The organism is Eubacterium sp. BL-380-WT-2B (genome assembly GCF_009696115.1).
Taxonomy (GTDB): Bacteria; Bacillota; Clostridia; order Eubacteriales; family Eubacteriaceae; genus Eubacterium; species Eubacterium callanderi.
The window spans coordinates 242,782-260,877 of record NZ_VUMP01000006.1 but is presented as its reverse complement, the minus strand read 5'-3'; the positions used below and the strand labels follow the sequence as shown (position 1 = coordinate 260,877).

At 49.8% G+C, this 18,096-nt stretch carries 19 protein-coding genes; 15 read left to right on the top strand and 4 right to left on the bottom strand.

All coding sequences use genetic code 11. The features are described from left to right. The first annotated feature begins 67 nt into the window (after window positions 1-67). The 7 genes from FYJ53_RS13625 (at window position 68) to FYJ53_RS13595 (ending at window position 4,395) form a co-directional block, all read left to right on the top strand. Entirely contained in the window at window positions 68-592 is a 525-nt protein-coding gene (locus tag FYJ53_RS13625; protein ID WP_013379494.1) for an HD domain-containing phosphohydrolase, read from the top strand. Between the two features lie 184 nt (window positions 593-776). After that, on the top strand, window positions 777-1,316 hold the full coding sequence (locus tag FYJ53_RS13620; protein WP_148428657.1) for a hypothetical protein: 540 nt from the start codon (window positions 777-779) through the stop codon (window positions 1,314-1,316). 125 nt (window positions 1,317-1,441) lie between these two features. Next, window positions 1,442-1,993 (top strand): phage antirepressor KilAC domain-containing protein, encoded by a 552-nt coding sequence (locus FYJ53_RS13615; RefSeq protein ID WP_013379496.1) that lies wholly within the window; start codon window positions 1,442-1,444, stop codon window positions 1,991-1,993. Continuing rightward, window positions 1,990-2,607 (top strand): hypothetical protein, encoded by a 618-nt coding sequence (locus FYJ53_RS13610; RefSeq protein ID WP_013379497.1) that lies wholly within the window; start codon window positions 1,990-1,992, stop codon window positions 2,605-2,607. Before FYJ53_RS13615 ends, FYJ53_RS13610 begins: the two co-directional genes overlap by 4 nt. Before the next feature lie 45 nt (window positions 2,608-2,652). Continuing rightward, window positions 2,653-2,853, top strand: a complete 201-nt coding sequence (locus tag FYJ53_RS13605) for a hypothetical protein (protein WP_013379498.1) — start codon at window positions 2,653-2,655, stop codon at window positions 2,851-2,853. Between the two features lie 14 nt (window positions 2,854-2,867). Continuing rightward, a complete protein-coding gene (locus tag FYJ53_RS13600) occupies window positions 2,868-3,485 on the top strand; it encodes an RNA polymerase sigma factor (protein WP_013379499.1) in 618 nt (205 codons plus the stop codon). A 121-nt stretch (window positions 3,486-3,606) separates the two neighbouring features. Continuing rightward, window positions 3,607-4,395, top strand: a complete 789-nt coding sequence (locus FYJ53_RS13595) for an SDR family NAD(P)-dependent oxidoreductase (RefSeq protein WP_013379500.1) — start codon at window positions 3,607-3,609, stop codon at window positions 4,393-4,395. 56 nt (window positions 4,396-4,451) lie between these two features. On the opposite strand, the gene FYJ53_RS13590 is transcribed toward FYJ53_RS13595, so the two are convergent. From FYJ53_RS13590 to FYJ53_RS13580, 4 genes are all read right to left on the bottom strand, one after another. Then, entirely contained in the window at window positions 4,452-5,057 is a 606-nt protein-coding gene (locus tag FYJ53_RS13590; protein ID WP_148428655.1) for a hypothetical protein, read from the bottom strand. A gap of 13 nt (window positions 5,058-5,070) precedes the next feature. Continuing rightward, window positions 5,071-5,427, bottom strand: coding sequence for a bacterial transcriptional activator domain-containing protein (locus FYJ53_RS13585; protein WP_013379502.1), 357 nt, complete (start codon window positions 5,425-5,427; stop codon window positions 5,071-5,073). 119 nt (window positions 5,428-5,546) lie between these two features. Then, window positions 5,547-5,804, bottom strand: coding sequence for an AbrB/MazE/SpoVT family DNA-binding domain-containing protein (locus FYJ53_RS21885; RefSeq protein WP_367651004.1), 258 nt, complete (start codon window positions 5,802-5,804; stop codon window positions 5,547-5,549). A 320-nt stretch (window positions 5,805-6,124) separates the two neighbouring features. Beyond that, on the bottom strand, window positions 6,125-6,820 hold the full coding sequence (locus FYJ53_RS13580) for an MBL fold metallo-hydrolase (RefSeq protein WP_013379504.1): 696 nt from the start codon (window positions 6,818-6,820) through the stop codon (window positions 6,125-6,127). A gap of 200 nt (window positions 6,821-7,020) precedes the next feature. On the opposite strand from FYJ53_RS13580, the gene FYJ53_RS13575 reads away from it, so the two are divergent. From FYJ53_RS13575 to purD, 8 genes are all read left to right on the top strand, one after another. Beyond that, a complete protein-coding gene (locus FYJ53_RS13575) occupies window positions 7,021-10,734 on the top strand; it encodes a phosphoribosylformylglycinamidine synthase (protein WP_013379506.1) in 3,714 nt (1,237 codons plus the stop codon). Window positions 10,735-10,752: 18 nt separating this feature from the next. Then, window positions 10,753-11,247, top strand: coding sequence for a 5-(carboxyamino)imidazole ribonucleotide mutase (gene purE / locus FYJ53_RS13570; protein WP_013379507.1), 495 nt, complete (start codon window positions 10,753-10,755; stop codon window positions 11,245-11,247). Between the two features lie 34 nt (window positions 11,248-11,281). Beyond that, entirely contained in the window at window positions 11,282-11,989 is a 708-nt protein-coding gene (gene purC, locus FYJ53_RS13565) for a phosphoribosylaminoimidazolesuccinocarboxamide synthase (RefSeq protein WP_013379508.1), read from the top strand. 147 nt (window positions 11,990-12,136) lie between these two features. Continuing rightward, on the top strand, window positions 12,137-13,525 hold the full coding sequence (gene purF, locus FYJ53_RS13560; protein WP_038350727.1) for an amidophosphoribosyltransferase: 1,389 nt from the start codon (window positions 12,137-12,139) through the stop codon (window positions 13,523-13,525). Window positions 13,526-13,538: 13 nt separating this feature from the next. Then, window positions 13,539-14,567, top strand: coding sequence for a phosphoribosylformylglycinamidine cyclo-ligase (gene purM, locus FYJ53_RS13555; RefSeq protein ID WP_013379511.1), 1,029 nt, complete (start codon window positions 13,539-13,541; stop codon window positions 14,565-14,567). Further along, window positions 14,564-15,184, top strand: coding sequence for a phosphoribosylglycinamide formyltransferase (gene purN / locus FYJ53_RS13550; protein WP_013379512.1), 621 nt, complete (start codon window positions 14,564-14,566; stop codon window positions 15,182-15,184). The genes purM and purN overlap by 4 nt, the downstream gene beginning before the upstream one ends. A 48-nt stretch (window positions 15,185-15,232) precedes the next feature. After that, window positions 15,233-16,765, top strand: a complete 1,533-nt coding sequence (purH, locus tag FYJ53_RS13545; RefSeq protein ID WP_013379513.1) for a bifunctional phosphoribosylaminoimidazolecarboxamide formyltransferase/IMP cyclohydrolase — start codon at window positions 15,233-15,235, stop codon at window positions 16,763-16,765. An 18-nt stretch (window positions 16,766-16,783) separates the two neighbouring features. Continuing rightward, complete coding sequence (purD, locus tag FYJ53_RS13540; RefSeq protein ID WP_013379514.1) at window positions 16,784-18,040, top strand: phosphoribosylamine--glycine ligase; 1,257 nt, start codon at window positions 16,784-16,786, stop codon at window positions 18,038-18,040. The last annotated feature ends 56 nt before the right edge of the window (window positions 18,041-18,096 follow it).

Genomic DNA, 18,096 nt, shown 5'->3' with positions numbered 1-18,096 from the left:
CGGCATTTCTAAGTAATTAAATACCCGTTGCCAGAAAAAATACAAAAAACAGAGAGAGGCTAAAGAAATGCTCAAGAATTTAATCAATATGGTACTGCTTTGTCCGGAAGGCGTTCAGGAACATAATAAACGAACCGGTCGATTAATCCGTGCTCTCCTTACAGAAATCGGGCGGAGTGATCTGATTGAAATTTGGCGTTTTGGTGACCTGTCTCCCTGTGACTATCATGATCTGGGTAAAAGAAATGATGATACCGATGATCTGGAACACTGTGAACGTGGATCGGATTTTTTCAGCGATGCATTTCGGAAAGCGTCAGGTAACAAGGAATCAATATTCTGCAGTATTGCCAGTGATCTTTGCCGTTACCACCATGAACGCTGGGATGGCAAAGGGGGACCGGAGCATCTGACAGGCGACAATATTCCAATAATTGCAAGGGCTGCCGCAGTAGCGAATGCCTGGGACCATTTAAAAACAGAATGTCCCGGGACAAACGATACCGAGCTGCTTAAAAAAATTAAAAAACATGAAGGCGTCTACTATGATCCGGAGATGGTGTGCGCCTTGTTTCGTCTATTCCCGGCATAGCCGGTGATATAGAGTCTCTTTTTTACCTTAGGCGGTGTCTGCGCCATTAGACACCGTCTATTTATCAATAGAAAAACAGAATATACCCCGCAGGGGACCATTCATGGACCTGCTTTCATGCAAGCTATATTTTGCATGAAAGCGGGTCCTTTTTATTATGTGTGTGAAGTAAAGGAGAAAGAAAATGGGCTACGCCGCAGCAATGAAACGCTTAAAACAGGAAACGCTCGAACAGCATATCAAAGACCATCCCGACCAGTTTGAGGCTGTTGATACCGGTTATCTTTTAAAAAAAGGCGGAGAACTGGTGGTTGAGCTTATCTACCATGGCCATCATAAGCAAGTCTGCCGCCATTGCCAGAGTCCGCTGAAACAGAAAACCATGCGCCTGAAAGAAAAAGATGGTAAGGTTTGTGTGGTCAATGGCTTATCAAAGGAAATTGAGGATGATGAGGGACTGGTTTATGTTCTCTGGGTATGCTCAAAAGAGTGCGAGCACTGTGCAAAGCGCCAGCGTGTACTGCCCGTCTTTGCAGCGTGTTGGATGCGCCATACCCTGTTCACTGCCGCCCGTACCCTTTTACATTTGTTTGAAAACGATGAACTCCGCGAAAAGCCTCTGAACCCGCGCCGCGGCCGGCCTGTGCTCACCCTGCCCTTTTGCGGAGAACTGAGCACCGTGTACCGCTGGCGGCAGAAAATAAAAATAATTTTTAATTCATGATAATAAAAACACGTTCTCGCGTCCGTTAAAACCATAGAGTCCTGTAAGATAGAACCATCAGCAGGAGCACCGGAAAAAGTGCACCGCTGAAATCGAACCATTATATTTTACAGGAGGATTACAGAATGAATTGTAACCAGATCACCCCAACCGTCCGGGCAGAAGAAAAAGGTTTTCGTCCATGGTGTGCTTCGTGCGCGCTAAAACAGGAGGACCGCATTTTAGGGAGCTTTGAGACTCTGCCCGATGTAGACCAGCGCATCGAGCTCGCCTTTCTTGAAAAGCAGCTGAAAGCCCTGGGGCAGGAATATGACGAAAAAGCCCGGATTTATCTGGAGGATGACAGTGAGAGAAAAGAGTATGAGGACAGCAGGGCAGGCAAGGATGATATACCCGTCGCCCGTCTGGCGGAGATCATGCGGCAGCAGGGCCTGAGCATTGGGAGGAACCAGCTGTATGTGTGGCTTCGGAAAAGGGGATTTGCTTATTTTGATGCGCTGCGCAACCGTAATTTGCCAACCCGGCAGTCCCTGGACAAAAAACGTATGACCGTTGAGTACAAAACCTATGTGGAGAAAAAGAGCGGCCGTCTCAAGCAGTCCCCACAGCTTCGGATCACCCCTTCGGGCCAGGAATTCTTTATCAGCACACTGGCAGAGGAAAGAAACAGGGGATGAACTATCTGACCGAGCTCCTGGCCTTTTACAGGTGGATGGCGGAGAATCCGCTGAGCCCGCTGCTCCAGGCTTACTGGCACTTGCTTATGTACACCAATAACCGGGCAGCCATTCGGACAGCCCAGGACGTGTGGTACTGGCCGGTAGAGTTTAAACTGCCAAATACAGTGGCTATGCCCATTTTAGGCATCCGGGACCGGCGGGTTCTGCTGCGACAAAGGGGGTACCTCATTGACCGCGGCCGTGTGACGTACCAGAAGGACGCTGGCCAGCGGGCGGGAATTTACCGGATGGTCCCCTTCGATCAAGGCCTTGAGGCCATTTGTGTAAGGGATGAAAGAAGGGACAGTGTGACAAAGGTCTGGACACAGGCTGTCCCGTCAACTGTGACAGAATTGTCCCCGTTCATAAACATAAACACTAAACAGGCTTCTCTATCCTATAGTAATCAGGAGGCTGCGGCCAGCATCCACGGCTTCAACCTGCTGCCACCGCTTACGGACGAGGAAAGAGCAGAGATCAAGGCCCAGTACCCAGACGATGATGTAGCTGCTTTTAACGCCATGTGGGCAGCGAGAGAAAGGAAACAAATGGCAGGAAAAGCGCAGGGTTAAACGCCCCGCCTTTTCCTGAAGATTAAAATTTATGGAGGTAACCATATGAATAAATACGGCAGAGGCCCCAGAATCATCAACCGCCGCCGAAGCTACAGAGTTTTAGCGGAGTGCCGGGTTGAGGCAGGCTTTTATGCCCGGGACGCAGAGGAGGCAGAGGATCTGTTTAATGACCTCAGCGCCGCGGTGGAGGACCGTTTTCCAGGCATTGTGCTTGAGATCACAGATGTGTATGAGGATGACTGAAAAGGAGAAGGTGCATGGATTATAAAGAAATTGACCGGTGGGTGCTTCGCGCGCAAAAGGGGGATGGAGAAGCCATGGCTTTTCTGGAGCGTATGTTCCGCCCTCTGATGCTTGCGTCGGCGGATAAGGCCCGGCCAGAGAATTACAGCTTTGAGGACTGCCTGCAGGATGCGCGGCTCTTTTTTCTGGAGGGCATCAGGTGTTATGACGGCACGCGGGGCAGCGGCTTTGCCGCCTATATTAAGACTTATCTTTACCGGTCACTGCAAAATAAACGCAGAAAGTGCTGGCGGCGTCTGGTGCGGGACATCTCCGGCGACGGCGCCAGCCGTGAGGAGGATGAAGGAACACTGTTTGATACCCTGCCGGATTTGTCGGCCGACATCATGGGAAACTATACTCACCGGGAGGAGCTGGCAGCCCTGTCAGAAGCTCTTGGTGAGCTCACCCCTGAGGAGCTGGCTCTGCTGAGAGCTGTCTATGGGCAGGGGCAGACAATAAGAGGCGCATCCCAAAGCCTGGGGGTGGGCTACAGCACAGTCCAGTACCGCCACCGAAGGCTTTTGGACATCCTGAGAAAGCGGCTGACCGGGGTGCCGTCCAAAAAAGAATTGGTCAAAAAGAGGACTTGAAACAACTTATAGAAAAGGGCAGCTGCATTCTTCAAGAAAGCTTCAAGAAATGGAAAAAGGCTTTTTTTTCCTGTGGTCAGGTGCTATGATAAGTGCATGCTAAACATGGAGGTAAATCTGTATGAAAAAATTAGAAGATAAAGTAGCCATTGTGACAGCCGCAACCGCTGGCATTGGTCTGGCGAGCGCGAAAAAACTGGCTCAAAATGGTGCTTTGGTTTATATTGCGGGACTGGAGGATGAACTGGCGGAAAAGGCCCTGGCCGAATGCAGCGAGGAGAAACTGAATGTGAAGTTCCACCCCTTTAATGCCTTTGATTATGAGGGATATCATGTAATGGTAGAGCATGTTGCAAAGGAGGAGGGGCGCCTAGATATTCTGGTGAATAACTTTGGGATCGGGATTCCCACCAAGGATTTTGATATTTTGACAGGGGACCCTTACGCGTTTTTCGATATTCTGCAAAAAAATATCGGCAGTGTATACCTGCCCTGTAAACCGGCGATTCGCTACATGGCTGGTCATGGCGGCGGCAATATTGTCAATATATCCAGCATCGGGGGGCTTTTACCAGATGTTTCCAGGCTGGGCTATGGGGTGTCCAAAGCGGCGATTAACTACCTGACCAAAGCCATTGCCCTGCAGTTCGGCAGCAAAAATATCCGCTGTAATGCGGTAGCGCCGGGGATGATCGGCACCGATGCAGTCAAGAAGAGTATGACCGGCGATTTTCAAAAGGCATTTTTACGCCATGTACCCCTTGGCCGGGTGGGCGAGCCGGAGGATATTGCCAACGCCGTGCTGTTTTTGGCGAGTGACGATTCCTCCTTCATTACCGGACATATTCTGGATGTAGCTGGTGGCTTCGGCATCGGTACCCCAGAGTATGCAGACGCAGTGAAGGGGTAAACTAAAAGAAGGCACCGCTGATTTTGACAGCGGTGCCTTTCTGCGTGCATAGAGGATTAAGGTGTAATGGTCATTAAAATGCCAGTATAGAGCCAGCTGCTCCCTGCGATGGGGTCTCCGACAGTAAAGATCTGATCAGGTTTTTCTTCACCGTTCATGGGATCGTAAACTGTGCAGGGACAGGGATACTTCTGCTCCTGTTTTTTTATAAGGATATAGTGGAGGAGCATATCGCAGGCGGTCAGATCAAGGGTGTTGCTTGTAATGCTGATGGTGTACTGCCCTGGCTGCAGGGCCTTTAGCGGGTCTTCGCAGGTAAAATTGAACAGGGGCTTTAGTCCGTGGGTATTAACAGATCGGATGAGCGCAATAAACGGCGGATCAATAGGCATAAGACAGGTTGGTTTAAGCCCGCATTTTCTAAGATAATCGGCCATTTTGATGGGAGAGCAATAATCGGCGGTCATCACGCTACTAAGGGGATAGCTGAACTCGTGAATGCTGTCCCCAAATTTAGTTTGATTGTGGATTTTGTTTGCATACGCAATGGCGTCATCAGGATTTTCAAACGGACAAGTGTCGTGTTCAAGCTCCCACAGCAGATAGGCAATGGAAAAGGCGCCACAGTTATAAGGTTGGTCTTGTTGGATGTATTTTGGCATTTAATCTTCTCCTTTAGGGTTCGGTTATGATTTTTAGTTTTTTCTGATAGATATTCAGCTGGCTGGTTTCTTTACACTGCTGAACCAGTGTCTCAAGCAGCTCAGCGCAGGCCAGCTCATAATGAGCTTCAAGGGGGGATATCCAGTCGTAAGGAGCTCCGGCCAGTAATGGTCCAACATAGAGATCGGCTGCTCTCTGGCAGTTTTCGATCTCTGATCGTTTGTGATACAGCAGCTCAAACTCCCAGAGGTCACTGTAGACCTGAGAGGTATCCAACCCCAGGGTTCCGCGCTGAGTAATGAGGGGAATGTCGATACCCTGTTGGCGCAGGTTTTTAAACCATTCCAGTGTTTTGTACAGGCAGTACATGGCCTGGCTTTCTGTGCGGCCGGGCCAGATGGTTTCAGCGATTTTTTTCTTTGAGATCAGTGTGCCCTTCTGGCAGACCAGATGGGTTAGCAGCTCCTCTGCCTTTCTGGACTGGAGAATCAGGGGCTTCTGTGCGTAAAAGATGCGCAGGGGGCCAAAGCAGAAGACGGCCAGCAGCTTATCGGTTTTCTGAGAGATAAAGGGTTTACCGGCATACTGGAGAATCCGTTTTTTTTCATGGGATGATTGACAGGTATCAGGCAGATGGTATTTCCAATAATTTCACATTCCAGCGCGTCGCCTGTCTGAAGCTCTAATTGTTCTACCACCGAAGCAGGCAGTGTGATTTGTGATCGTTCCCTGAATTTTATATTCATAATATGAAGGTCCCTTTCTTGTTATTATTAATAAAGTTTGGCTTTTTTCTGCACGCATTATTAAAATAACATACTAATTGTATTATATCAGCAGAAATTGGAAGTTTTTTTGAAGAATTTCAGAATTTAACGAATTCACAGTAAGTCGAGCAGGTTTTGTCGCTTTTATTACCTTTTTACACAATAAAAATTTAAAAATTTACACTAAAATATGAGAATTTTACAATAATAGCAATAAATACCACCATGTTTCTATACTCTTAGAAAATACTTAAAACATAAAAATAGCGGAGGCTGTTAAGCCTCCGCTATTTATACTATTAATAGTTACCAATAACAACATTGCGGTCCTCAAAGAGTGGGATTTCAGTGCCACTGCCAGTCTCGCGGTCTGCCAGGGTGCGGATAACAGAGAAGTCCTCCCAGAAATGCATGGGGATCAGGACCTTGGGGTGCAGTTTGTCAATGAAGTATTCCGCAGCGCGGCAGGCCGAACCGCCAAGGCGGGAGTCCACCGGGACAAAGGCCACATCCATTTTGTGCTTGCCGATCTGTTCCTCGATTTTCTGGATCACTGCTTTAAAGTCACGCTCCTCGACCTCGGGGTTAATATTGGGGTGTGATGCGGTGTCCCAGTCCCACCAGTTTAAATCGCCGGAATGGAAAATATTTTTGCCTTCGGCCTGAACAAAGAAGGAAACACCCAGATCGGTCGAGCCAAAGGTTTCAATTTCGATGCCTGGAAAGCTTATTTTCTGGTAAGGCGCGATGTAATGAATATCGCGTCCTCCCTTTTCAGGGATATCATCGCTGAAAATGTAGGTGGTGTCATAGTCGCTGCCATAGGAAAGAATCTTTTGTGAGAAATGATCCTGATGGCTGTGGGTAACAAAGAAGTAATTTTTCCGACCTTTTCTCAGAAAATGAGGTGGAATATTCGTGATCGCATCAAAGATCAGTGTCATGCGCTCTAATTCTACGATGAAGCCACTGTGATGAAGATAAATAATTTTCATAAAATGCCTCCGGTTAATCATAAATTTACTTTTATTATACCATACTTATGCCCAGGTGATGGAGGGGTTATTCAATCTTTAAGAAAAGAAATCTGAAAATGTTTACGTCTCAAAAAGGTATCCGAACGTTTTAAAAACCATTGAAAATAAAGTTCGGAAATAGTAAAATACAAGTATCATTAAACAAAGGTGGAAGAGTAGTGATCAAACGAATTTTTGTAGAGAAAAAAGCGGGCTTCAATACTGAGGCTCAGGAACTGGCACAGACTTTTCAGCGCATTTTAGGCATTAAAGGTCTGAGCAGTATTCGTATCATTTACCGTTATGATGTTGAAGGATTAGAGGGAGAGCTCTTAGAAAATGTTAAACGGACCATTTTTTCAGAGCCTAATGTAGACAACATTTATGAAGACACCATGGCTTTTGGACCGGAGGAACAGGTTTTTGCCACCTCCTACCTGCCGGGTCAGTACGACCAGCATGCAGATTCAGCGGCTCAGTGTATTCAAATTTTAGCAGGCGAAAAGCCTTTAATTAAGGTTGCGAAGGTCGTTGCGGTTAAGGGCGATGTGAGCACCGAAGAACTTGGAAAAATTAAACAATACATGATCAACCCTGTAGACTCTCAGGAAACGGATCTCGGACCAAGAGATACTCTGACGGATAAAATCAAACAGCCGGCAGACATTGAGAGGATAGAGGGCTTTACTGATTTTAGCGCGGAAGCCCTGGAGGCTTACCGTAAAAAGATGGGCTTTGCCATGAGCGGGGCGGACATCGCGTTTGTACAGAAATATTATAAAGAAGATGAAAAGCGTGACCCATCTCTGACAGAGCTGAAGGTTATTGATACTTACTGGTCTGATCACTGCCGTCACACGACGTTTTCAACCTGTATTGAAGCCATTGACTTTGAGCGCGGACCGGTAACGGAAGCGGTTGAAAAAGCCTTTGAAAGCTACGACGCGACCCGTGATGCCCTTTACGGAGAAGATACTGACCGCCCCATGACCCTTATGGATATGGCGGTGATCGGCACTAAGGAAATCAAAAAACGCGGACTGATCCCGGATTTGGACGAGTCAGAGGAAATCAACGCCTGCAGTGTCAATATGACGGTTGACCACGACGGTGTGGACGAGGACTGGCTGCTCATGTTTAAGAACGAAACCCACAACCATCCCACAGAGATCGAGCCCTTCGGCGGCGCGGCGACCTGTCTTGGCGGCGCGATTCGAGATCCGCTGTCTGGCAGAAGCTATGTTTACCAGGCCATGCGCCTTACTGGTGCATGGGACCCGAGAACACCGATTGAGGATACCCTGCCGGGCAAGCTGCCCCAGCGTAAAATTTCTCAGGAAGCGGCTCATGGCTACAGCTCCTACGGGAACCAGATCGGCTTGGCCACCGGACAGGTAGTCGAGGTCTATGATCCGGGCTTCCTGGCCAAGCGTATGGAAGTCGGCGCGGTTATCGCGGCAGCGCCTAAGGAAAATATTGTCCGTGAACGTCCGCAGCCGGGGGACGTCATTCTTCTGGTCGGCGGCAAAACCGGCCGCGACGGCTGCGGCGGCGCGACAGGCTCCTCCAAGGCACACACCGAGGAATCCATCCATGAAAGCGGCGCTGAAGTCCAGAAAGGGAACCCGGTTGAGGAACGTAAGATCCAGCGTTTATTCAGAAACGGTGATCTGGCCCGTATGATCAAGCGCTGCAACGACTTTGGCGCGGGCGGCGTATCGGTAGCCATCGGCGAGCTGGCAGACAGTCTGGATATTGATCTGGATAAGGTGCCGAAGAAATATGAAGGCCTTGACGGAACCGAACTGGCGATCTCGGAATCCCAGGAACGTATGGCGGTTGTCGTCGCGGCAGAGGATGTCGATCATTTTATTGAGATGGGCAACGCCGAAAATCTGGAGGTTACCCAGGTAGCGGTTGTCACCGACACCGGACGTTTGGTCATGAAATGGCGCGGCGAGGAAATTCTGAACCTTTCCAGAGATTTCCTGAACACCAACGGGGCTGCCCAGTACGCCGATGTTCTGGTTAAGGAACCGGAAACGCTCTGCGAAGAAGCGGAAACCATTGATTTCACACGTAAAACAAAGGAAGTGCTCAGCAGCCTGAACGCCGCCAGTCAGAAAGGCCTGGCCGAAATGTTTGACAGCACCATCGGTGCGGGGACGGTGGTTATGCCTTATGGCGGTAAGTACCAGCTGACACCTCAGGATGGTATGGCGGCTAAAATTCCGGTAATTCACGGGGATACCACCACCTGCAGCATTATGACTTACGGCTACACACCGGAATTATCCAAGTGGAGCCCGTTCCACGGCGGTATTTACTGTGTGCTTGAATCCCTGTCCAAAATGGTGGCCATGGGCGGTGATTTCAGAAAAGCCCGCCTGAGCTTCCAGGAATATTTTGAGCGTCTGAACAAGGACCCCGAAAAATGGGGCAAGCCTTTTGCAGCGCTTCTGGGTGCCTTTGAAGCCCAGAAGGCCTTTGGCATTCCTGCCATTGGCGGTAAGGACAGTATGTCCGGAACCTTTGAGGATATGACAGTTCCACCGACCATTATCTCCTTTGCTGTAGAAGCGGATAAGGTCCAGAATGTTCTCTCCAATGAACTGAAAAAGACGGGCTCCAGCCTGTACCTCTTTGAGGTGGAACAGGATGACAATAAGCTCATTGACTATGATAAGGTAATGGCCATGTACGACCGTATCCGCGGCCTGAACATTGAGGGCAAGCTGCTCTCTGCCAAAGCGGTATCGGCCAATGGCCTGGTCGACGCTCTGGCTAAGATGGCCTTTGGAAACAAGATCGGCGTGGATATTGCAGACATTGATGAAGCGCGCCTGTTTGCCCCGCTTTACGGCAGCATTATCGTGGAAACCACCGAAACTCTGGACGACGCTGAGCTCATTGGTAAGACCACAGATGCTTCCGCCATCACCTGCAAAGGGGAAAGCGTGGATATGGACGAACTGATCGAAGTGTGGGAAAGCGCCATGCGCAGTGTTTACCCGGAAAGCAAGACAACAGAGGGCAAGGTTCAGAAGATCGAATATACTGGCGGCCCTGTCACTTTCGCCAAAGAAAAATTCGCGGCGCCCCAGGTCTTTATCCCGGTATTCCCAGGGACGAACTGTGAGTACGACACCGCTAAAGCCTTTGAGAATGCCGGTGCCAAGCCGGAGATCGTAGTGTTCAGAAACCGGACAGCAGACGACATCGCGGCATCCGTCAAGGAAATGGCAGACGCCATCAGACAGTCCCAGATGATCATGATTCCCGGCGGCTTCAGCGCTGGTGACCAGCCAGACGGTTCGGGTAAATTCATCGCGGCTGTTTTCAGAAACCCAGAAATCCGGGACGCGGTCATGGAGCTCATTAAAAACCGCGATGGCTTAATGCTTGGAATCTGTAACGGCTTCCAGGCCCTGATCAAGCTTGGGCTGGTACCCTACGGCGAAATCGTGGATATTGAGCCTGAAATGCCGACCCTTACCTACAATACCATTGGCCGCCATGTGTCCACCATTCCAATGACAAAGGTGGTCTCAAACCTGTCGCCGTGGCTGGCGGGCGCCAAGGTGGGCGAGACCTACCGGATTCCAATGTCACACGGCGAAGGCCGTTTTATCGCAAGTGACGCGGTGATGGAAGAACTCATCGCCAAGGGACAGGTTGCGACCCAGTATGTCGATTTTGACGGCAACGCCACCATGGACGGCGCTTTTAACCCCAATGGTTCTACCTGTGCGGTCGAAGGGATTACCAGCGCAGACGGGCGTATTTTGGGTAAAATGGGTCATTCCGAACGTATCGGAAAGGGATTATATAAAAACATTCCGGGTGAGAAGGATCAGCTGATCTTTAAATCCGGTGTTGAATATTTCAAGTAAAAGAAGGAGAATACAATTATGCCAAAAGTTGCAGTTATTATGGGCAGCGACTCGGATTTTGATGTTGTTAAAAAATGCCTGATCGCTTTGGAAAAATTTGATATTGAATATGACGCTGAGGTAATTTCAGCACACAGAAATCCGGACAAGATTTTTTCATATGTCCGTTCTGCCGAAGAAAACGGCATTGAGCTGATCATTGGCGCTGCCGGTAAAGCAGCTCATTTACCGGGTGTTATGGCAGGGCTTACCCCGCTTCCGGTTATTGGTATCCCTATTCAGACCTCTTTCCAGGGCGGCCTGGATTCCTTACTGTCCATCGTGCAGATGCCATCCGGTGTACCGGTTGCCACTGTTGCGGTAAACGGCGCTGAAAATGCCGGTATCCTGGCAGCCCAGATGCTTTCCATCAAGTATCCTGAAATCCGTGAAAAGATGAAAGCCTACAAAGAAACACTGGATGAAGAAGTAGCGGCTAAGAATGAAAAGCTTCAGGCTAAGATTAATGGTTAATTCATTATTTCAAATATAGAAAGAGGTATTTAAAATGCAGAAATTAGAACAGTTATACGAAGGCAAGGCAAAAAAAGTTTTTAAAACAGAAGATCCGGACCAGTTTATCATCGAATACAAGGATGATGCGACCGCAGGAAATGGCGAAAAAAAAGGCACCATTGTGGGCAAGGGCGTCATCAACAATAAAATGACTGCCACCATTTTCAAAATGCTCGAAGAAAAGGGTATCCCGACACATTTCATCGAACTGCTGTCAGACAATGAACAGCTGGTTAAGGCTGTTACCATCTTCCCACTGGAAGTGATCATCCGCAACACCGCTGCCGGTTCCATCTGCAAGCGCCTTCCATTTGAAGAAGGACAGGCTCTCGAAGCCCCAATCTTTGAATTCTGCTATAAGAATGACGACTACGGCGATCCAGTCATCAACGACAATCATGCCACTGCCCTGAAGCTGGCAACCCAGGAAGAGCTGGACGCTATCCGCGAAATGACCATGAAGATCAATGAGATTTTGAAAGCATACTTCCTGGAAAAGGGCATTAACCTGATCGACTTCAAGATTGAGTTTGGTAAAACCAACGACGGACAGATTGTTCTGGCCGACGAAATCTCACCGGATACCTGCCGTTTCTGGGATGTAAACACCGGAGAAAAACTGGATAAGGACCGTTTCAGACGTGACCTCGGCGGTATTGAAGAAGCTTACGAAGAAATGTTAAAGAGAGTCAACGGCTAATCGCCCGTACTCATTACGATTTGTCAACAGACTGTACGGAGCTGGCGCAAAACAGCGCCTGCTCCAAAGAAATATTTACGGAATACGGTATAGAGTGTGTTTCAATGGATGACAGCATGATTCCATTTTTGGAGGAAGAACGAATCAATGAGAGAAGACAAATTTCATGACGAATGTGGCGTCGTAGGTGTGTATTGTAAGAGTCGTGAGACAAACTGCGCTTCTTATATCTATTATGGCTTGTATGCGCTTCAGCACAGGGGGCAGGAGAGTGCGGGCATCTCGGTTAACCGTGATGGCAGGATCACAACCCATAAGGATCTCGGCCTTGTGGCAGATGTCTTTAAGGGGAATGTCCTGAAATCCATGAAGGGGAACCTGGGAATCGGCCATGTGCGCTATTCGACCTCAGGCGAGGGCGGCGTGACCAACGCCCAGCCGTTAACGGTCAGCCTGAAATCGACCCAGATTGCTCTGGCTCACAATGGCAACCTGGTAAACGATAAGGCCCTGAGGGATATGCTGGAGGATTCCGGCGTTGTTTTCCAGACCACCATCGACACAGAGGTCATGGTTGATATTCTGGCAAGGGGCCTGCGCCACGGCGTGATTGAGGCCATCCAGCGTATGGTCGAGATCATCAAGGGTGGTTTTGCGCTGGTGATCACACTGGAGGATAAGCTCATCGGTGTCCGCGACCCATACGGCCTGCGTCCGATCTGCCTTGGCAAAAAAGATGACATGTACATGCTCGCTTCTGAGAGCTGTGCCATCGACGCCATTGGCGGCGAGCTGATTCGCGACCTGAACCCGGGTGAAATTGTCGTCATTGATGAAAATGGTATTCAGAGCTATGGGCAGAATAACTGGGCCAGCAAGAGAGCCTGTATTTTTGAGCAGATTTACTTTGCGCGTCCCGACTCTGTCATGGAAGGGCGCAGTGTTTACCAGGCCCGCCATACCGCTGGGCGTATCCTGGCCAGGGAAAGCCCTGTGGAGGCAGATGTGGTGATCGGTGTACCGGATTCCGGTATTCCGGCAGCCATCGGATACGCGGAGGAATCAGGCATTCCCTATGGCATGGGCCTGATTAAAAATAAATACAGCGGGCGGACCTTTATCCAGCCCAACCAGAAGCTGCGTGAAGAAGGCGTGCGTCTGAAGCTGAATCCGCTGAGAGATACCATTGAGGGTAAGCGGGTAGTCATTATTGACGACTCCATCGTAAGGGGGACAACCTCCAAACGGCTTGTTGAAATATTGAGAAGCGGCGGCGCAAAGGAAGTGCATTTCCGCGTGACCAGTCCGCCGGTATCCCATACCTGTCATTTTGGCATTGATACCCCAAAACGTAAATATTTGATCGGCGCCAAGAAATCGGTGGAAGAAATCCGCGGGATTCTGGGTGCGGACTCACTGGCCTATATCAGCCTCGACGGCTTAAACGAATCCGTCGGAGGCGGCACAGAGTACTGCCGGGCCTGTTTTGACGGCGACTACCCCATGGAAGTCCCTGTCTTAAAAAAAGATGATTAAAAGGAGAGAAAAGATGGCACAAACAGATGCTTACAAGGCAGCAGGCGTAGATGTCGAGGCTGGTTATGAATCTGTCAAGTTAATGAAAGCAGACGTTCAAAGAACGTTTAACCAATATGTTTTATCTCATTTAGGAGGCTTCGGCGGTTTGATCGAGCTGCCCGAGGGCTACAAGAAGCCCGTCCTGGTTTCCGGTACCGACGGCGTCGGCACCAAGCTGATGATTGCCTTCATGATGGATAAGCATGATACCATCGGTATTGACGCGGTGGCTATGTGTGTGAATGATATTTTATGCCAGGGGGCAAAACCTTTGTTTTTCCTGGATTACATTGCCTGCGGCAAAAATTATCCGGAAAAAATCGCGCAGATTGTAAGCGGTGTGGCTGAGGGCTGTGTCCAGGGCGGCATGGCGCTGATCGGCGGCGAGACCGCTGAAATGCCGGATATGTACAGTCTGGATGACTATGACCTGGCCGGCTTTGCCGTTGGCGTTGTCGAAAAGGATGAAATCATCACAGGTCAGAGCATCGCGGAAGGGGACGTTCTGGTCGGCCTGCCGTCCTCCGGCGTTCACAGCAATGGCTTTTCACTGGTGCGCAAGCTGCTTTTTAAGGACCTGAAGATGGATGTCCATACGAAGGTTGACGAGCTGGGCGGCACCCTGGGTGAAGCGCTGCTCACCCCGACCCGTATCTATGTCAAGGCCGTTGAGGATCTGCTTGCACCTTACGGCGTTAAAGGCATGAGCCACGTTACCGGCGGCGGCTTCTACGAAAACATTCCGAGAATGATTCCGGAGGGCCTGTGTGCCAAGGTGGACACCGCTGCCATCGATACCCTGCCAATCTTCAAGTTTATTCAGGAAGCGGGCAATATCACAGATGAAGCCATGTACTCTACCTTTAACATGGGAATCGGACTGGTTTCCGCATTGCCGGCGGATCAGGCGGACGGCTTTGTGCAGGCCTTAAAGGATAAGGGTGAAAAGCCTGTGGTTCTTGGCGAAGTGGTCAGGGGCGACGAAAAGATTATATTATGACAAAAATAGGCGTACTGGTGAGCGGCGGAGGGACAAACCTCCAGGCCGTCATCGACAGGGTTCATCATAAATCGGGCGAAATCGCCGTTGTCATTGCCAACAACGCGGAAGCCTATGGTCTGACAAGAGCGCAGAACAGCGGGATACCAACTGCTGTGGTGCTGGAAAAGGATTTTGAGGATTACGACGCCTTCAATGCCGAGATTATCCGAACCTTAAAGGATAAAGGCGTTGAGCTGGTCGTGCTGGCAGGCTACATGAAGATCATTACCCCGGCCTTTGTGGAAGCCTACCCCAATAAGATTGTCAATATCCACCCAGCCCTGATCCCATCCTTCTGCGGTGAGGGATATTATGGGCTGCATGTGCATGAGGCGGTCATTGACTACGGCGTTAAGGTCACGGGCGCAACGGTTCATTTTGTCAATGAGGAGGCGGACGCAGGCCCGATCATCGCTCAGAAAACCGTTGAGGTTGCGGACGATGACACACCGGAATCCATTCAGAAAAAGGTGCTTGAAATTGAGCACACACTGCTGCCCTGGGTGGTGGAGCAGTACTGTCTGGGCCACATAACCGTGGAGGGCAGAAAAACAAAGATAACCAGCGAACAATAGGGTTTGCTGCGGTTTAAATAAAACGATCAAAAACTTGGAGGAGAAACTATGAGAGCTTTAATCAGTGTATCAGACAAAACGGGTATTGTTGAATTCGCACAGAAGCTGGCCGGTATGGGCTGGGAAATTTTGTCCACCGGCGGTACCGCAAAAGCCCTGCGTGAAGCGGGTGTGGATGTTATCGGCGTTTCCGACGTAACAGGCTTTCCGGAATGCCTGGATGGCCGCGTCAAGACCCTGCATCCCAAGATTCACGGCGGTATCTTAAATATCCGTGATAATGAAGACCATCAGAGACAGATCAAAGAACTGGGCATCACACCCATCGACCTGCTGGTCATCAACCTGTATCCTTTCAAAAACACCATCTTGAAGGAAGGGGTTGCCTTTGAGGACTGCATTGAAAATATTGATATCGGCGGACCGACCATGCTGCGTTCAGCTGCCAAAAACTTTAACGACGTTACGGTTGTCGTAGACCCGGAAGATTACGACGTTGTATTAAACGAACTGGAAAAGGACGGCGCTACCAGCTATGACACCCGTTACCGTCTGGCGTTAAAGGTTTTTGAAACCACTGCGGCCTATGATACCATGATCTCAGATTTCCTCAGAAAGCGTGTCGGCGGTGATGTTTTAAAAGATACCGTCACCATGACCTACGAAAAAGTGCAGGATCTCCGCTACGGCGAAAATCCGCACCAGAAGGCGGCGTTCTACAAGGAAATCGGCGTGACCAGGGGTGCTCTGACAGCTGCTGAACAGCTTCAGGGCAAGGAATTATCCTACAATAATATCAACGACACCAACGGTGCCCTTGAAATCCTGAAGGAATACACTGACGAACCGACCATCGTTGCGGTTAAGCATGCAAATCCCTGTGGTGTGGCCAGTGCCGAAACCATTTCAGAAGCCTACAGAAAGGCCTATGAAGCGGACCCAACCTCCATTTTCGGCGGAATCATCGCGTCAAACCGTGAGATTGACGCGGATACGGCAAAACAGATGGTTGAAATCTTCCTGGAAGTCATTGTAGCGCCAGCTTATACCGACGAAGCTCTGGAAGTGCTGAGCACCAAGGAAAACCTCCGTGTGCTCAAGCTGGACGATATTCTGTACAGCGAACCAGGCTATGAAACCAAAAAAGTACTTGGCGGCCTGTTAATCCAGGAACGTGATACCAAAGATTATGAAAAGCTGGAGGTAGTCACAGACCGCAAGCCTACCGACAAGGAAATGGAAGACCTGCTCTTTGCCTGGAAGGCTGTTAAGAATACCAAATCCAACGCCATCACCCTGGCCAAGGATAAATGTATGGTCGCCAACGGACCAGGACAGGTTAACCGGATCTGGCCGCTGGAAAACTGCATTGAACACGGCGGGGAAAAGGTAAAGGGTGCTGTGCTGGCATCGGACGCTTTCTTCCCGTTTGACGACTGCGCTACCGCAGCGGCCAAGGCAGGCATTACAGCCATTATCCAGCCGGGCGGCGCAGGACGCGACGCAGACTCCATCAAGGTCTGTAATGAAAACGGCATTGCCATGGTATTTACAGGCATGCGCCACTTTAAACACAGCTAAGCTCAGAGGAGAAACGACATGAAAGTATTAGTAATCGGCTCGGGTGGACGTGAGCATGTGCTCACCTGGAAAATTGCCCAGAGCCCAAAGGTAGATAAAATTTACTGTGCCCCCGGAAACGGAGGCATGGCCAAAATTGCCGAGTGTGTTGACCTTTCGGTGGAAGATATTGACGGCTGCGTAAAATTTGCCAGAGAAAAAGGCATTGACCTGACCGTTGTGGGCCCTGAGGTGCCGCTGGTAATGGGGATGACCGACGCCTTTGAGAAAGAGGGCATGCGGGTGTTTGGCCCCAACGCAAAATGTGCGGAGTTTGAAGGGAGCAAGGCCTTCACCAAGGATTTTCTCCTGCGCCACAACATTCCGACAGCCGCCTACAAGGAGTATACCGATCTCAATGAGATCATGAAAGATATCGGCGTTTACGGATTTCCGATGGTTATCAAGGCCGATGGACTGGCAGCCGGCAAGGGTGTGCTGATCGTAGAAAACGAGCAGGAAGCCAAAGACGGCATTAACATGATCATGGCTGACCATGAATTTGGCGCTGCTGGTGACAAGGTTGTCGTTGAGGAATTTCTGACTGGCCGCGAAGCCTCCATGCTGTGCTTTGTCGATGGCAATGTCATTGTGCCTATGGAAAGCGCCCAGGATTATAAGCGTGCCTACGATAACGATGAAGGCCTGAACACAGGCGGTATGGGTACCTATTCTCCTAACGTTTTGTTTGATAACGCGGTGCTGAACAAGCGCATTGAAGAAACCATTCTGACACCGATTATTGAGGGTTTCAAAGCAGATGGTATGGACTTTAAAGGGATTCTTTTCATTGGTCTGATGATCGAAAATGATATGCCCAAGGTTCTGGAATTTAATGTCCGCTTTGGCGACCCGGAAGCCCAGAGCGTGCTCATGCGCATGGACAGCGATCTGGTGGACATTATGGAAGCCTGTATTGACGGCAAGCTTGCAGACTGTGACATTAAGTGGAAGGATGAAGCCGCAGTGACGGTGGTTCTTGCCTCCGGCGGATACCCGGGACCTTACGAAAAAGGTCTTGAAATCACCGGGATTGAGGATGTGGAAGGCTGCGAAGTATTCCATGCCGGAACGGCTCTCAAGGATGGCAGGCTGGTAACCGCCGGCGGGCGCGTCCTCTGTGTTTCCGCTCTGGGTGAAGACCGTGAGGCAGCGAGAGCCAAGGTTTACAGCCAGGTAGATAAAATTAAGTTTGACGGTGCACGCTACCGGACAGATATTGCAAAAATGGACTGATGACAGTATAATAAAGGCACGCAATGATATTTGCGTGCCTTTTTCTGAATAATCTG

Excerpts from the sequence above, each read along its gene's own strand:
- FYJ53_RS13600 (WP_013379499.1), top strand. The coding sequence starts at position 2,868 with ATGGATTATAAAGAAATTGACCGGTGGGTGCTTCGCGCGCAAAAGGGG.
- FYJ53_RS13615 (WP_013379496.1), top strand. The coding sequence starts at position 1,442 with ATGAATTGTAACCAGATCACCCCAACCGTCCGGGCAGAAGAAAAAGGT.
- FYJ53_RS13610 (WP_013379497.1), top strand. The coding sequence starts at position 1,990 with ATGAACTATCTGACCGAGCTCCTGGCCTTTTACAGGTGGATGGCGGAG.
- purN (WP_013379512.1), top strand. The coding sequence starts at position 14,564 with ATGACAAAAATAGGCGTACTGGTGAGCGGCGGAGGGACAAACCTCCAG.
- FYJ53_RS21885 (WP_367651004.1), bottom strand. The coding sequence starts at position 5,804 with ATGAATATAAAATTCAGGGAACGATCACAAATCACACTGCCTGCTTCG.
- purE (WP_013379507.1), top strand. The coding sequence starts at position 10,753 with ATGCCAAAAGTTGCAGTTATTATGGGCAGCGACTCGGATTTTGATGTT.
- purH (WP_013379513.1), top strand. The coding sequence starts at position 15,233 with ATGAGAGCTTTAATCAGTGTATCAGACAAAACGGGTATTGTTGAATTC.
- FYJ53_RS13620 (WP_148428657.1), top strand. The coding sequence starts at position 777 with ATGGGCTACGCCGCAGCAATGAAACGCTTAAAACAGGAAACGCTCGAA.
- purM (WP_013379511.1), top strand. The coding sequence starts at position 13,539 with ATGGCACAAACAGATGCTTACAAGGCAGCAGGCGTAGATGTCGAGGCT.
- purC (WP_013379508.1), top strand. The coding sequence starts at position 11,282 with ATGCAGAAATTAGAACAGTTATACGAAGGCAAGGCAAAAAAAGTTTTT.
- FYJ53_RS13580 (WP_013379504.1), bottom strand. The coding sequence starts at position 6,820 with ATGAAAATTATTTATCTTCATCACAGTGGCTTCATCGTAGAATTAGAG.
- purD (WP_013379514.1), top strand. The coding sequence starts at position 16,784 with ATGAAAGTATTAGTAATCGGCTCGGGTGGACGTGAGCATGTGCTCACC.
- FYJ53_RS13595 (WP_013379500.1), top strand. The coding sequence starts at position 3,607 with ATGAAAAAATTAGAAGATAAAGTAGCCATTGTGACAGCCGCAACCGCT.
- FYJ53_RS13625 (WP_013379494.1), top strand. The coding sequence starts at position 68 with ATGCTCAAGAATTTAATCAATATGGTACTGCTTTGTCCGGAAGGCGTT.
- purF (WP_038350727.1), top strand. The coding sequence starts at position 12,137 with ATGAGAGAAGACAAATTTCATGACGAATGTGGCGTCGTAGGTGTGTAT.
- FYJ53_RS13605 (WP_013379498.1), top strand. The coding sequence starts at position 2,653 with ATGAATAAATACGGCAGAGGCCCCAGAATCATCAACCGCCGCCGAAGC.
- FYJ53_RS13585 (WP_013379502.1), bottom strand. The coding sequence starts at position 5,427 with ATGTACTGCCTGTACAAAACACTGGAATGGTTTAAAAACCTGCGCCAA.
- FYJ53_RS13590 (WP_148428655.1), bottom strand. The coding sequence starts at position 5,057 with ATGCCAAAATACATCCAACAAGACCAACCTTATAACTGTGGCGCCTTT.